At 69.0% G+C, this 13,533-nt stretch carries 16 protein-coding genes, 1 tRNA gene and 2 pseudogenes; 9 read left to right on the forward strand and 10 right to left on the reverse strand.

Features of this window, described 5'->3' with window-relative positions:
- Window positions 1-78: 78 nt before the first annotated feature.
- The 3 genes and pseudogenes from BN1701_RS25765 to BN1701_RS25775 form a co-directional block, all read right to left on the reverse strand.
- Window positions 79-903, reverse strand: coding sequence for a hypothetical protein (locus BN1701_RS25765; protein WP_054053034.1), 825 nt, complete (start codon window positions 901-903; stop codon window positions 79-81).
- A complete protein-coding gene (locus BN1701_RS25770) occupies window positions 900-2,705 on the reverse strand; it encodes a GDSL-type esterase/lipase family protein (protein ID WP_054053036.1) in 1,806 nt (601 codons plus the stop codon). The genes BN1701_RS25765 and BN1701_RS25770 overlap by 4 nt, the downstream gene beginning before the upstream one ends.
- Before the next feature lie 210 nt (window positions 2,706-2,915).
- Window positions 2,916-3,182 (reverse strand): annotated as a pseudogene (locus tag BN1701_RS25775) (TetR/AcrR family transcriptional regulator); the annotation flags it as partial.
- Window positions 3,183-3,250: 68 nt separating this feature from the next.
- Here BN1701_RS25775 and BN1701_RS25780 point away from each other — a divergent pair.
- The gene (locus BN1701_RS25780) at window positions 3,251-3,481 is read left to right on the forward strand and encodes a hypothetical protein (RefSeq protein ID WP_054053038.1); all 231 of its coding nucleotides are present in this window, start codon (window positions 3,251-3,253) and stop codon (window positions 3,479-3,481) included.
- A gap of 5 nt (window positions 3,482-3,486) precedes the next feature.
- On the forward strand, window positions 3,487-3,879 hold the full coding sequence (locus tag BN1701_RS25785; RefSeq protein WP_255364685.1) for a type II toxin-antitoxin system VapC family toxin: 393 nt from the start codon (window positions 3,487-3,489) through the stop codon (window positions 3,877-3,879).
- 13 nt (window positions 3,880-3,892) lie between these two features.
- Here BN1701_RS25785 and BN1701_RS25790 read toward each other — a convergent pair whose 3' ends face one another.
- Together BN1701_RS25790 and BN1701_RS25795 are read right to left on the reverse strand one after the other, a co-directional pair.
- Window positions 3,893-4,465, reverse strand: a complete 573-nt coding sequence (locus BN1701_RS25790) for a TetR/AcrR family transcriptional regulator (RefSeq protein ID WP_054056128.1) — start codon at window positions 4,463-4,465, stop codon at window positions 3,893-3,895.
- Window positions 4,462-4,788, reverse strand: coding sequence for a multidrug efflux SMR transporter (locus BN1701_RS25795; protein WP_054053040.1), 327 nt, complete (start codon window positions 4,786-4,788; stop codon window positions 4,462-4,464). The genes BN1701_RS25790 and BN1701_RS25795 overlap by 4 nt, the downstream gene beginning before the upstream one ends.
- Before the next feature lie 147 nt (window positions 4,789-4,935).
- Between BN1701_RS25795 and BN1701_RS25800 the strand changes: the two genes are divergently transcribed.
- Window positions 4,936-7,146 (forward strand): (Fe-S)-binding protein, encoded by a 2,211-nt coding sequence (locus BN1701_RS25800; RefSeq protein WP_054053042.1) that lies wholly within the window; start codon window positions 4,936-4,938, stop codon window positions 7,144-7,146.
- 91 nt (window positions 7,147-7,237) lie between these two features.
- Entirely contained in the window at window positions 7,238-8,437 is a 1,200-nt protein-coding gene (locus tag BN1701_RS25805) for an MFS transporter (protein ID WP_054053044.1), read from the forward strand.
- On the opposite strand, the gene dcd is transcribed toward BN1701_RS25805, so the two are convergent.
- Both dcd and BN1701_RS25815 read right to left on the reverse strand, forming a co-directional pair.
- Entirely contained in the window at window positions 8,401-8,982 is a 582-nt protein-coding gene (dcd, locus tag BN1701_RS25810) for a dCTP deaminase (RefSeq protein WP_054053046.1), read from the reverse strand. The two genes, BN1701_RS25805 and dcd, sit on opposite strands and share 37 nt — an antisense overlap.
- Complete coding sequence (locus BN1701_RS25815; RefSeq protein ID WP_054053048.1) at window positions 8,963-9,595, reverse strand: DUF2306 domain-containing protein; 633 nt, start codon at window positions 9,593-9,595, stop codon at window positions 8,963-8,965. Before BN1701_RS25815 ends, dcd begins: the two co-directional genes overlap by 20 nt.
- Window positions 9,596-9,727: 132 nt before the next feature.
- Between BN1701_RS25815 and BN1701_RS25820 the strand changes: the two genes are divergently transcribed.
- Window positions 9,728-9,801, forward strand: a tRNA-Gly gene (locus BN1701_RS25820).
- Between the two features lie 8 nt (window positions 9,802-9,809).
- On the opposite strand, the gene BN1701_RS25825 is transcribed toward BN1701_RS25820, so the two are convergent.
- Window positions 9,810-10,610, reverse strand: coding sequence for a CPBP family intramembrane glutamic endopeptidase (locus BN1701_RS25825; RefSeq protein ID WP_067520886.1), 801 nt, complete (start codon window positions 10,608-10,610; stop codon window positions 9,810-9,812).
- Window positions 10,611-10,701: 91 nt separating this feature from the next.
- Here BN1701_RS25825 and BN1701_RS25830 point away from each other — a divergent pair, with 91 nt between their 5' ends.
- A complete protein-coding gene (locus tag BN1701_RS25830; protein ID WP_054053049.1) occupies window positions 10,702-10,941 on the forward strand; it encodes a hypothetical protein in 240 nt (79 codons plus the stop codon).
- On the opposite strand, the gene BN1701_RS25835 is transcribed toward BN1701_RS25830, so the two are convergent.
- Complete coding sequence (locus BN1701_RS25835) at window positions 10,885-11,364, reverse strand: helix-turn-helix domain-containing protein (RefSeq protein WP_054053051.1); 480 nt, start codon at window positions 11,362-11,364, stop codon at window positions 10,885-10,887. The genes BN1701_RS25830 and BN1701_RS25835 overlap by 57 nt on opposite strands.
- 54 nt (window positions 11,365-11,418) lie before the next feature.
- Here BN1701_RS25835 and BN1701_RS25840 point away from each other — a divergent pair, with 54 nt between their 5' ends.
- The 3 genes and pseudogenes from BN1701_RS25840 (at window position 11,419) to BN1701_RS37565 (ending at window position 12,857) form a co-directional block, all read left to right on the forward strand.
- Window positions 11,419-11,913 carry a PaaI family thioesterase gene (locus BN1701_RS25840; protein WP_054053053.1) on the forward strand — a complete coding sequence of 165 codons (495 nt, stop codon included), beginning with the start codon at window positions 11,419-11,421 and terminating at the stop codon, window positions 11,911-11,913.
- Window positions 11,914-11,930: 17 nt separating this feature from the next.
- Window positions 11,931-12,428: pseudogene (locus BN1701_RS37560) on the forward strand (O-acetyl-ADP-ribose deacetylase); the annotation flags it as partial.
- Window positions 12,429-12,482: 54 nt separating this feature from the next.
- Window positions 12,483-12,857, forward strand: coding sequence for a DUF6508 domain-containing protein (locus BN1701_RS37565; protein WP_231949920.1), 375 nt, complete (start codon window positions 12,483-12,485; stop codon window positions 12,855-12,857).
- Window positions 12,858-12,872: 15 nt separating this feature from the next.
- On the opposite strand, the gene BN1701_RS25850 is transcribed toward BN1701_RS37565, so the two are convergent.
- Complete coding sequence (locus BN1701_RS25850) at window positions 12,873-13,328, reverse strand: DUF4304 domain-containing protein (protein WP_054053055.1); 456 nt, start codon at window positions 13,326-13,328, stop codon at window positions 12,873-12,875.
- Between the last annotated feature and the right edge of the window lie 205 nt (window positions 13,329-13,533).

A 13,533-nucleotide genomic window follows, 5' to 3' on the forward strand; every position in this document is an offset into this window, starting at 1 on the left:
CCCCAGCGTGGACAGGCAGGTCCATCCGGGGCTGCCCCTGCGGAGTCAGGGCCTTCGCCTCGAACGCCAGGTTGGCGGTCACCCCCGGTGGGGGCTGTAGGCGAGCTCCGGGCTGAAGGTGGCGGTGTAGTCGACGACATCCTCGACCTGTGCGGGGGCGGCCCCGAAACTCACCATGCCGGAATTCAAGGACGAATTGACATTCAGGCCGGGCGAGGGCCCGACGAGGTTGTTGACATCGCCGAAGTCGACGAGGCTCGACTTCTCGACCGTCTGCCCCAGGTTCGCAACCTCGGGGTTCGACAAGTCGAGACCCGCATACCCAGTGGCGTTCACGGCCGAAGCCCCCATGTCGACCAAACCCGATGGCTCCGAACCACTACTACGACCGGCACCCGGCGACGCGGCTTCACCCACCGGATCGTGATCCTGCTCGTCGGCGGACTTCTCCGGACCGCCACCGGATTTGTTCCCCTCGCTCCCAGAACCGCGACCGGCACCCGGCGACTCGGCCTCACCCCTCGGATCGTGATCCTGCTCGTCGGCGGACTTCTCCGGACCGCCACCGGATTTGTTCCCCTCGCTCCCAGAACCGCGACCGGCACCCGGCGACTCGGCCTCACCCCTCGGATCGTGATCCTGCTCGTCGGCGGACTTCTCCGGACCGCCACCGGATTTGTTCCCCTCGCTCCCAGAACCGCGACCGGCCCCCGGCGACTCGGCCTCACCCCTCGGATCGTGATCAGGCGCCGGGCCGGAGTCGGCAGGCGCAGAGGTGTCGGCGGGGCTGCCGTTGTCACCTTCCATGTACGCGTTCGCTACCCCGGTGGTGCCGCCGATCAGCAGCGCGCCGCTCAGGGCGAAGCTCATGGCCACCAATCGGGCCTTGGATCCGATCTTCACTTCTCACTCCTCATTCGGATCAGAATGCCGTCGGTTTCCGCGGCACGGACGCGATCGCGTGCGGTGGCTTCGCCGGTCGTCCAGGGTGGGCAGCCGATCGCGTTCAGGCAGTGGCCTTCCTTGACCAGGCCCAGCCGCTTGCGCAGCACGTCCAGGTCATCTGGCGACACGACCGGCGGCAACGGCACCGGCACCGGCTTCGGTTCAGGCAGCGGCAGCGGCTCAGGCCGGGGGCGCGGCAGCGGCTCGGGCCAGGGCAGCGGCAGGGGCTCGGGCCGGGGCTCGGGCCGGGGCACCGGCAAGGGCCTCGGCAGCGGCACGGGCTTGGGCCGCGGGTCGATATCCGGCTCGGGCTTCGGCTCCGGCTTCGGCTCCGGCTTCGGCTTCGGCTCGGGTCGGGGGTCGACATCCAGTTCTGGCTCCCGACCGGGGTCCTTCGTGGTGGCCGCCAGTGCGTCCCGGAAGGCCGACGCGAATCCGTCCGACTCGGGTGCGCGCTTCTCGGCCGCACTCACCTCTGGCCTGCACCCAAGGACGTTGCGGCAGCGGCCGTCACGGTCCAGTCCCAACTGGTCCCGCAGCACGTCCGCAGGCGACTTCGGCTCGGCCGGAGCCGAAGCCCCTGCCACCGCCGGAGCGGGTGCGGCCGGAGTCGAACGCACCGCCGCGGCTGGGGCCTGCTGCACGACGGGGGCTGGACGCGTCGCGGCGCTAGCCGGGCGAGCGCTGACCATCGCCCTCGGTGCGGGCGCCTGCCGCACGATCGTCACCGGCCGCTGCGCGCGGGCAGCGGGGTGCGAGACGCGGGCAACCGGGTGGGGCTTGGCCGACCCCGTGGGCGTCACGCGGGCCAACCGCAGGGACTCGGTGTTCGCCAGGTCGCCCGACGCCGCCGGGGCGGTGAGGGCGGTGGCTTTGGCGATCGCTTCGGCCAGTGGGGTCGCCGCCAGCGCGGCGCCCGCGAGGGTCGGCTGGGCGAGGCCCGGACGCGGGGTCAGGTCGTTGACCGCGGAGTTCGCGGTGAACATCTCCCGGCCCTTCACCGTGGACGACAGGTCCGCGACCGACGCGCAACCGCAGATCCGGCTCGCGCGGTCGATGGCGGCGTTGAGGCGTTTGGCGACCTCGTCGGCCACGGTGAGCTCGTCGCGGGTGATCTCGGCGGGCAGGTTCGTCGCGGCCGGGTCGAACACCAGCGGGTAGGTCGTCAGAACGATCTTGGCGCGCTGGGCCCGCTGCCGCAGGTCGGTGAGGATCTGCAGCAGCCTGGCGGTAATGGTGCCCGCGTGGCCCGGCTCGCCCGATGTGGCGAGTCCGCGGTGTCCGTCGTCGTTGACCAAGGTGCTGACGCCGGGTTCGATCTGGCCGACGATCTCGCTGAACGACGGCGATCCCTCTGGCAGGGTCCCGGCCGCGGCCAGCAGCAGCTCGGGATAGAGCATGTCGTTGGCCCCGAACCCGACCACGACCACGTCCGCGTCGGGCCGCACCTGGTCGCGCTGGGCGGTGTTGACCACCTTGCCGCCGCCCTCCTGCGGCGCGAAGTAGTGCGCCGTGCGGGCACCGACGGCCGCGGCGACCCTGGCGTCGACCCGCACGCCGGGGTTCGCGCCCTGCAACCGGGCCAGGGCTTGGGCCGGGGCCGACATCCGCGACTGCGCCCTGGGGTCGGCCGCGTCGAGGTACGTATCGGTCAGGCCCGCGCCCGCGAGCATCCCGTCGCCGACGTAGTCGACCTTGAGCACGCGCTCCGGACTCGGCTGCGTCTGCGCCTGCGCGGACGGGACCGACCAGAACGCCAATCCGGCCGCGATCCCTGCGGCGACGAGCCCATGAATTCTTCTTCCGCTCTGTCGTTCATCGACAGACACAATTTACCGCCTTTCCCTCCAGCGAATTGCGTTACCGGTGGACAACCGGCACGGCGAAACGCTATGAGGGATCAAACGGGCAGTCCACGCTGTGCCAGGTGGAATGTTCCGGTTTATTCAGCTACCCCACATCGCCGCTGGTCAGCGAAGTGGAGCCAAGAGATGCTCGACCACGGGCAACAATTCCGCCGCCGTCGGCGGCTCGTCGTCGATCAGTCCCTGCATGAGCATTCCATCGACGCCCGCGAGGAATGCCCGGAATCCGACCTCGTCCGGATGGCGGGCCAGGCTGGTCAGCACGTCCAGCCACATCCGCGCGGCGGGCCGCAGGCTGGGGCGGCGCGCCGCCAAGAGATACAACTCGTACTCCGCCATCGTCCGGCCCCGCCGCGGTCCTAGCGCCGTGGCCGAGCAAGTGTTCCGCTCAACCCCCGGGGCAACAGGACTTCCAGCCCTCTTGGTGCCATAATGGCGCCATGAAGCGAATCAACCTGCGGGATGTACCGGACGAGATCTACGACGCGCTGGCCGAAGGGGCCGAGGCCAATCGGCAATCGTTGAACGCTTTTGTGGTGGAACGCCTCGCTGAGGTCGCCAAGGTGCTCAGCATCGCCGACTATGTGACGTCCTACGAGCCACCACGTGGAACCGGCGTCACCCTCGACGACGCCGTGGCCGCTGTGCGCGATGTCCGGGAAGCCTCGTGAGCTTGATGGTTGTCGATGCTTCGGTCTTGGCGGCGTTCTACGCGGCCGACGACGTACGACGACCGGAGACGGTGGCACGCCTTTCCGCAGGGCACGCGCTGTTCGCGCCCGCGCATCTGGACGCCGAGGTGCTCTCAGCTCTGCGTGGAATGGCCCGGGGGAACCCAACGCTGATGCAGGCGGTACCCAATGCGTTGAGACACCTCGCGGGTTTCCCGATCCGTCGCATGCCGATCGCCCCACTTCTTGAGCGTATGTGGGAGTTGCGGAACAACATCACCCCTTACGGCGCGGCGTACGTCGCACTCGCGGAGCACCTCGGCGGCCCCCTTGTCACGTGTGACGCGAAACTGGCCGCGGCGTCGGGCGCGGCATGCGGGTTCGACCTGATCATCTGACGCGGTCGGTCACTCACCGAAGGGGAGCGAGCAGGTGTTCCACCACCGGCAGCAACTCCGCGGCCGTGGGCGGCTCGTCGTCGATCAGGCCCTGCATGAGCATTCCATCGACGCCCGCGAGGAATGCCCGGAATCCGACCTCGTCCGGATGGCGGGCCAGGCTGGTCAGCACGTCCAGCCACATCCGCGCGGCGGGCCGCAGACTGGGGCGCCGCGCCGCCAAGAGATACAACTCGTACTCCGCCATCGTCCGGCCCCGCCTCGGTCCTAGCGCCGTGGCCAACAGCGACGCCACCGCCGCGGCCGGGCTGCCGCCCTTGATCCGGCTCGACTCGATCAGGTCGCGGGCCTCCACGGCCAGGTTCTCCGCCGACCAGGTCAGGGTGTCGACCAGCAGGTCGTCCAGACCCGCGAAGTGATAGGTGATCGACGTGGCAGGCACCCCCGCCTCGCGCGCGACCGAGCGGTGGCTGACCCCGGCGACGCCGTCGGACTCGATCACGCGCAAGGTGGCCTCGATGATCTCCGACCGCCGCCGGTCGCCGCGGGCCTTGCGGCCGTCGACGCGGCGGTAGGAGCGGGTCAGTGGGTCCGCCCGAGTTCGAGCAGGAGCACGCCTCCGATCACCATCGCCAAGCCCAGCCCCATGACCGGGGTGAACGGCTCGTCGAGGAAGAGCGCGCCGATGAGCGCCACCGCCGCGACGCCGATCGCGGCCCAGACCGCGTAGGCGACACCCACCGGAAAGCCCTGCTTCAGCAGCTTGGCGAGTGCGGTGAAGGCGACTCCGTATCCGACGATGACAACAACCGACGGGACCAGCTTGCTGAACCCCTCGGACAGCTTCAGCGAGACCGTCGCGGCCACCTCGCCGACGATCGCGATGGCGAGCAAGATGAGCGGATGCATAGTGGCAAACTACCTGAACAAGTGTCCCAATACTTGCCGAGGTGTGCGCCACACTTGCTCGACTTAGGCTTCACTCAGTTGGTTACCGGCGAGTAAGAAGAGCTAAAGTCCCGTCCCAAACGGAATGACGGAAGAGGTCAACGCCACATGGGTGCCGTGCAGTTGACGTTGGGTCTGATCGCGGTCGCGGTCAGCATCGTGGCCTGGGGGATGTTCGTCCGCACTGTCGCGCGGATGGTCAAGATCATCCGCCTCGGGCAGCCCGACCCCACCCGCAACGGCCCGTTCGTTGCCAGGATGACGACCCTGATCACCGAGTTCGCCGCCCACACCCGGATGAACAAGTTCCGGCACGTCGGCCTGGCGCACTGGATGGTGATGTGGGGCTTCCTCATCGGGTCCGCCGCGCTGTTCGAGGCCTACGGCGAGGTGTTCGTCCCGACCTGGGGCTGGCCGATCCTCGACCACTGGAATCTGTGGCACCTGCTGATGGAGCTGCTGGGCATCGCCACCATCGTCGGCGGTGTCGCGCTCGTCGTCGTCCGCCAGCTCAACCACCCGCGCCGGGCCGACCGCCAGTCCCGCTTCCAGGGCTCGAACTTCTGGCAGGCCTACTTCGTCGAGGCCGTGGTGATCTTCGAGGGCATCGGCATCCTCGGCGTCCGCGCGGGCAAGGCCGCCATGGGCGCCCACGACCTGCCGTGGTGGGCCGCGATCGTGTCCAACCCGGTCGGCGAGCTGCTGCCCGCGAGCGCGGACCTGGTGTCGGGCCTGGCCTTCATCAAGCTCATGGGCGCGATGATCTGGGTCTACGTCGTGGCCAAGTACATGACCATGGGCGTGGCGTGGCACCGGTTCAGCGCGTTCTTCAACATCTACTTCAAGCGTGAGGCCGACGGCGGCGTGGCGCTCGGCGCGATGAAGCCGATGATGTCCGGCGGCAAGGTGCTCGACCTGGAGGAGGCCGACCCGGAGACCGACGCGTTCGGCGCGGGCAAGGTCGAGGACTTCTCCTGGAAGGGCTGGCTCGACTTCACCACCTGCACCGAGTGCGGCCGCTGCCAGTCGCAGTGCCCGGCGTGGAACACCGGCAAGCCGTTGTCGCCGAAGCTGCTGATCACGCAGCTGCGCGACCACGCCTACGCCAAGGCGCCGTACCTGCTCGCGGGCGGTAAGAAGGACATGGCGGGCGACGAGATCGGCCTGCCCGACCACTCCAATGTGGACGTCCTGGCGCTGGCCGAGGCCGAGCGTCCGCTGATCGGCGGCGTCGACGAGCTCGGCGTCATCGACCCGGACGTGCTGTGGTCCTGCACCACCTGCGGCGCCTGCGTCGAGCAGTGTCCGGTGGACATCGAGCACGTCGACCACATCGTCGACATGCGCCGCTACCAGGTCCTCATCGAGTCGAACTTCCCGTCCGAGCTGGGCGGCATGTTCAAGAACCTGGAGAACAAGGGCAACCCGTGGGGCCAGAACGCCAAGGACCGGCTGGCCTGGACCGACGCGCTGGACTTCGAGGTCCCGGTGTTCGACGGTGAACTCGCCGACGAGACCGAGTACCTGTTCTGGGTCGGCTGCGCGGGCGCGTTCGAGGACCGCGCGAAGAAGACCACCCAGGCCGTCGCCGAGCTGCTGCACATGGCCGAGGTCAACTACGTCGTCCTCGGCACCGAGGAGACCTGCACGGGCGACCCGGCCCGCCGCGCGGGCAACGAGTTCCTGTTCCAGATGCTCGCCCAGCAGAACGTCGAGGTCATCAACTCGGTCTTCGAGGGCAGGCCGCGGGGCAAGCGCAAGGTCGTGGTGACCTGTGCGCACTGCTTCAACACTCTGGCCAACGAGTACCCGCAGCTGGGCGGCCAGTTCGAGGTCGTGCACCACACCCAGCTGCTCAACCGCCTGGTCCGCGAGCGGCGCCTGGTGCCGATCGCCCCGGTCGCCGAGGACGTCACCTACCACGACCCGTGCTACCTGGGCCGCCACAACAAGATCTACGAGGCGCCCCGCGAGCTGGTCGGCGCGTCCGGCGCGACCCTGCGCGAGATGCCCCGCCACGCCGACCGCGCCATGTGCTGCGGCGCGGGTGGCGCGCGGATGTGGATGGAAGAGCACATCGGCAAGCGCATCAACGTCGAGCGGGTCGATGAGGCCCTCGGCACCGCACCGTCGAAGATCGCCACCGGCTGCCCGTTCTGCCGCGTGATGCTCACCGACGGCGTGACCGCGCGGAAGTCCGACGGCCTGGCGGCCGAGCATGTCGAGGTGGTCGACGTGGCGCAGCTGCTGCTGTCCTCGGTGAAGCGCAAGCCGGAACCGGCCGAGCTGCCGGAAGAGGACAGGTCACCCGCCAGCTGAGTCGAGTTCAACGGAGGGGGTCGCTTCGGCGGCCCCCTCCGTTGTTATCCGTGTCATAGGCGGACGCCCGATCGTTAGCTATGTTAAGTAAATGTCCCGATGGTCGATCCTCACCGCGGTGGTCGTCACCCAGACCGGATCGATCTCACTCGTCTACGGACTGCCGTTCCTGATCCCGCTCATGCGGACCGCCGAGGGGATCACCCTGACCCAGGCGGGCACGATCGCCGCGGCGCCGCTGCTGGGCGTCCTCGCCACGCTGATCCTGTGGGGCGCGCTGGCCGATCGGTTCGGCGAGCGGCTGATCATGGTCATCGGCACGCTGGGCACCGGTCTGTTCGGGATAGCGGCGGCGACTCTGCCGGGTCTGAGCGGGCTCGGCTTCGCGCTGATCGCGGCGGGCGCCTTCGGGTCGTCGATCAACGTCACCAGCGGCCGGGCGATCCTGGCCGCGTTCGACGTCTCGCAGCGCGGGCTGGCCATGGGCATCCGACAGAGCGCGCAGCCGCTCGGCTTGAGCCTGGCCGCCGTGCTGCTCCCACCGCTGGGCGCGGCCTGGGGCTACCGGCTGGCGCTGCTTGTGCCCGCCGGGATCTGCCTTGTCATGGCGATCGTGGTGGGCGTTGTCGTGCCCAGCCGTCCACGCGCGAGCCGAGACGAGGTGCGCGCGCCGTCGCCGTATCGGAGTCCGCGGCTCTGGCGGGTGCACGGGGCCAGCGCGCTGCTGGTGTGGCCGCAGTTCGTCTCGACCGTGTTCGCGCTGACCTATCTGGTGTCCGAGCAGGGCTGGGATCCGGTGACCGCGGGCGCGGTCATCGCGGTGGTCCAGTTGGTCGGCGCGCTGGGCCGAGTCGGGGCCGGTGTCTGGTCGGACCGCGTCGCCAGCCGGATGCGGCCGATGCGCACGATCGCCATCGCGGGCACCGTGTCGATGATCGTGTGGGCGGTCGGCGACGCGGTGGCCCCCGCGTTGGCCCTGGCAGGCCTGGTCGCGGTGCTGATCATCTCGGCGAGCCCCAACGGCCTGTCGTTCGTCGCGACCGCCGAACTGGCCGGACCGGCGTGGGCCGGTCGGGCCATGGGCCTGCAGAACACCGGTCAGAACTCGATGGCCATGGCGACAGCGCCCGCGTTCGCCGCGATCGTCACCGCGATCGGGTGGCCGTGGGCGCTGGCCTTGGGCGCGCTGTTTCCGCTGATGGCGGCCGGGATCACGCCCGTGCGCGGCGAGGTCCCAAGTAGTGGAAACCCCGGTCAGCGCCGGGTGTCCACCCGATGGAAGTTCAGGTAGGCCCGCGACGGCGTCGGCCCGCGCTGACCCTGATACCGGGAGCCGGCCTGCGCCGACCCGTAAGGGTGGTCGGACGGGGAGGTCAGCCGGAACAGGCAGAGCTGGCCGATCTTCATGCCCGGCCAGAGCGTGATCGGCAGGTTGGCCACGTTGGACAGCTCCAGCGTGATGTGGCCGGTGAACCCGGGGTCGATGAACCCGGCGGTCGAGTGCGTCAGCAACCCGAGCCTGCCCAGCGACGACTTGCCCTCAAGCCTGCCCGCCAGGTCGTCGGGCAGGGTCACGGCCTCGAACGTCGAGCCGAGGACGAACTCGCCGGGGTGCAGCACGAACGGCTCGTCGCCGTCCGGCTCGACCAGGGTGGTCAGCTCGTCCTGCTGCTGCCGGGGGTCGATGTGGGTGTACTTGGTGTTGTTGAAGACCCGGAAGAACCGGTCCAACCGCACGTCCACGCTCGACGGCTGGACCATCAGCGGCTCGAACGGCTCGATCCCCAGTCGCCCGGAATCGAGTTCTTTCAGCAGGTCACGGTCGCTCAGCAGCACGGGCCAAGAGTAGAGGCTGCCTGCTCCGGGTGAACCACCACGCCACGGCCAGGTTCGGCACCCAGCACAGCCACGCGATCGCGGAGTAGGCGTCGGCGAAGGCGATGTCCAGCTCAAAGCCCTCATACGCGCCCAGCATCAGCCGCAACGTGACCGCGGCGAAGGTCAGCGAGAAGCTGCGGATCATCCACTTCTTGTGCTCGGCCACCCGCCTCACCCTGATCATCGCGAACGCGACGACGGTCGTCCCCAACCACGCGATCGCGAGCCCGGCGAACCCCAGCGACGTCACCCAGCCCCCGTGCGCCGTCGTGGCGAGCGCGAGCCCGCCGACGCCACCGACGAGACACCCGAGGACGTACGCGCGGCCGGTGATCCGGTGGACGCGCGGCCAGCGGTTCCGGATGGATCGCGCGAACTGCCACGGACCGGTGATCAAGGCGAGGAGGGCACCGCAGATGTGGATCCCGAGCACGACCTCGCGCCGGATGAACACCTCACGCTGCTGCTCGAAGTAGGTGGTGGAGTCAAACGCCAGATAGTGCGTGGAGATCAGCACCACCAGCAGGGACAGGATTGTCATGAGGGCCCATCCGACCCTGGAGAGAATCATGCGGCCAGTGTGTGGAGCGGCACTTGCCTGGACATCAGGGCTGGTCCCGGAGACCTGCCCTGATCTTGCCCCTAGCCCGAACCGCCCTGTGTGGGCGCGGCGGGGTCGTCCGTGTATCCTGTGGATCACTATGCGGATGTAGTTCAGTGGTAGAACATCAGCTTCCCAAGCTGAATATGCGGGTTCGATTCCCGTCATCCGCTCCAAATACCGTTCAGCTGTTCCGAGGGCCCGTCACTGACGGGCCTTTCGCATTCTCGTCGACCAATTCGACGCGGTGTCGGCGGAGCAGGAGGATCACGGTGAGCACGACTAGCGCCAGGATGCTCGCCACAAAGCCGGGGTAGTGCTCACCGGGAACGGTGGTGCCCGAGATGAGGGCGAAGTCCCACAGGCCGTGCACGATGGCGGGCACGAGGATGCCGCCACTGCGCCTGCGCACCAAATAGAAGAAGTAGCCGGACAGGGCCGCGATGAAGACCTGGATGATCGCTCCTGTGCCCTCCGACGTGAACAGGTTCGTGGAGTGGGCCAAGCCGAAGATCACCGTGGACCAGAGGGCCACTTTGCCTTCGGTGAAGCCGTTGGCCCGGAAGACGGTGACGCCCAGGCCGCGGAACATGATCTCTTCGCCGAATCCGACGAGCAAGGCGGTGAGCAGCAGCAGGAGGGTGAACGCGAGGCCCCGGTCGGCCAGTCCGCCATAGTTGACGGCGAGCAGGATGGCGGCCAGTTGGATGACGGGGACGATGATCACCCACCGCTGTACCGGGCGGTCGTCGCGAAGGACCGGGCGCCACCAGCGCAGGGCCGCCACCACCGCCAGGACGAACAGCAGGGCGGCCCCCAGCGGGACGGTGAGACTGCGCCACAGCTGGTCGACGTTGGTGGCCGTTGCGTACTGGGTATCGATGCCGCGGGTCATGACCGCGGTGACCACGAAAAGGAGCGCCAGGTAGGCGACGACGATGCCCACGTAGGCCCACACCGATAACCGGACCGGATTCGCTGCCATCGCCTGAATCTAAATGAATTCCACTGACGGGGGTCGCGAAGTCAACCAGTCGGGCGATGCGACCACCCGCGTCCGCTGTCACGGTGGAGTCATGGCACTCGATCATCGCGAAGCCGCCGCCTGCCACGCCGCGCGCGCTCGGGAGTTGCTCGTCGAAGCGGGGGATGTGCCGGAGCAGATCCTGCAGCGGGCGACGGTCGAGGCCCTGCTCGCGGTGTTCCACCAGCTCCGAACCCTTGACGGGCTAGACCCAGGCGACCTGCTGCCGCGCCAGTCAACCGACTCGGCGGTGGGCTCCGGGGCCGGGGCGGGTGACCACGTCGCGGGGTGAGTCGATGTCGTGGCCGCCCGCGCAGGCCAGGCGGACCTCGACGGGTTCGCCGCAGTCCCGGTGGGCCATTTCGACGGGGGAGCCTTCCGGGTCGGCCAGGTACTGGTCTCCCCAGGCCCGGATGGCGACCAGGATCGGGTAGAGGTCGAAGCCTTTCGGCGTGAGCCGGTACTCGTGCCGCTCCCGCTCGCCCGCCAGTCGGTACGGGTGCCGGTAGAGGATGCCCTCGTCGACCAGCATCGCGAGGCGGTTGGTCAGGACCTGGCGGGGGATCTCGGTGTGTTCGCGCATCTGGTCGAAGCGGCGGACGCCGTTGAAGATCTCGCGGAGGACCACGACCGTCCAGCGCTCGCCGAGGATGGACATCGTTCTGGCGACCGTGCAGTTGGCCACCGACCAGGCCAGCGCGGGTGGGGAGTCCATCACACCAGGCTAAGTCTTATTGACAGACTCAGCAAGCGGGACCAGGCTGAGTCCATGACACAGATGCAGCGCACCCGAACCTTCAGCTGGGACGACCCGCAGGTCAACGCCGCCGCGCTCGGGACGCTCACCGGGCTGGGGCTGATCCAGGCGATGATCGCGGGCGAGTACCCCGCGCCGCCGGTCATGCGGTTGCTCGACATGGAGCGCATGGAGGCCGAGGAAGGGCGCGTGGTCGTGACCATGCGGGCCCAGGAGTTCCACTACAACCCTCTCGGTGGCGTGCACGGCGGCGTCCTGGCCACGCTGCTGGACACCGCCGCGGCCTGCGCGGTGCACACCACGCTGCCCGCGCGGACCGGATACACCTCACTGGACCTGACGACGAAGTTCCTGCGACCCGCGTCCGTGGCGTCCGGCCTGCTGACGTGCGAGGGCACGGTCATCTCGCGCGGCCGCCGGACCGCGCTGGCCCAGGCGCAGCTCACCGACGAGGCCGGGCGGCTCATCGCCCACGCCACCTCGTCGTGCCTCATCTTCGAGGTTTAACCGTCTAACCTGCGGGCATGCGGATCAGCATTATCCGGGGTGACATCACCGAGCAGGCCGTGGACGCCATCGTCAACGCGGCGAACTCGGGGCTGCTCGGCGGCGGCGGGGTCGACGGTGCGATCCACGCCCGCGGCGGCCCCGCGATCCTGGCCGAATGCCGGGCGCTGCGGGAGTCGAGCTACCCGCGCGGGCTTCCGGTGGGACAGGCGGTCGCGACGACGGCGGGCACGCTGCCCGCGCGGTGGGTGATCCACACCGTCGGCCCGGTCCACTCCAAGTCCGAGGACCGGTCCGCCGCGCTCACCTCGGCCTACCGCGAGTCACTGCGGGTCGCCGACGAACTCGGCGCGCGCAGCGTGGCCTTCCCCGCGATATCGGCGGGGGCCTACGCCTGGCCACTCGACAACGCCGCTCATATCGCCCTGCGAGCGGTCCGCGACGCTGACACCCAGGTCGATGAAGTCCGATTCGTCCTGTTCGACGGCGCCGCGTATGCCGCGTTCAAAGCCGCGGAAGGCCCGACGGACGACGAGATCACCGCCCGGCTCGCCGAACGCCCGGCGGAGGTGTGGCAGGCACTGTTCGCCGCGGCCGACGCGATCACCCCGGCCGACCTGAACGTCAAGTGGGGCGGCGGGCAGTCGACACCGACCGGGTCGATCCAGATGCCGTACCCGATCTACAGCCCGGCTGTGAACGCCTTGACCGGCAGGCTCTCCGAGGTCGGCGCCGTGGTCGTCTACGACTGGATGCACTGGCCGCCGATCGACGCGGCCACCCTCGACAAGGCGCCGGTCGCCACGGCCGCCCGACTGGCCACGAAGATCATCCGCGGCGAGCGGTTCTGCGACGGCACGATCGACCACGCCATGAACGACGGCTCGCTGCAAGCGATCGTCGCGCGACTGCGCAAGTGGTACGAAACCGAACGCCAGGCCTAGTTCCGAAGAGGCGGACTAGTCCACCCGGCTGCGGATCTCGTCGTACATGGCGGGCAGGCCGAACTCGCGCACGGCGGACAGCACTTCGCGCGACAGGGAGCCGAAGGGCTTGCCGACGTCGACCTGCCACCACAGGTCCCCGATCGGCACGCCAGAGCCGACCAGGATCAGGTTGCCGATGCGCTCCTGCCAGCCCATTCCCGCGTTCGACGCGCCGCGCAGGTAGGGGCGGATGCGCAGCTGGCTGGACCACTCGTCGGTGGCGGCGACGCTGAGCGCGAGGGTGAAGCGGGTCGAGCGGGGGCCGAGGTTGGACTGCAGGATCGACACCTGGGCCACATGCGCGTCGCGGACCATCCGGTAGCGGCGACCGGTGCCGGACAGGCCGAGCGCGCGCAGGCCGGGAGCTAAGCCGGTCTCGACCATGAGCCGGAACCACTCATCCGCGTTGCGCACCGCGCCTGGTTCCACCGCCGCCCCCTACTCCTGGGTTGGAATCACGCACCGCACCGGAACGGTTACCCGATCGGGTCATACCGACCCTATCCCGTAGGGCGGTCCGTTCCCTAAAGATTCCTTGCACTACCGGAGAGTAGAAAAGTTCTGCGCGTCACAGGTGGACGATCGCATGAGACAGGAGTGTAATCCAAATCACACGCATATCACCTGGGCGGGT

This window comes from Alloactinosynnema sp. L-07, from assembly GCF_900070365.1.
GTDB lineage: Bacteria > Actinomycetota > Actinomycetes > Mycobacteriales > Pseudonocardiaceae > Actinokineospora.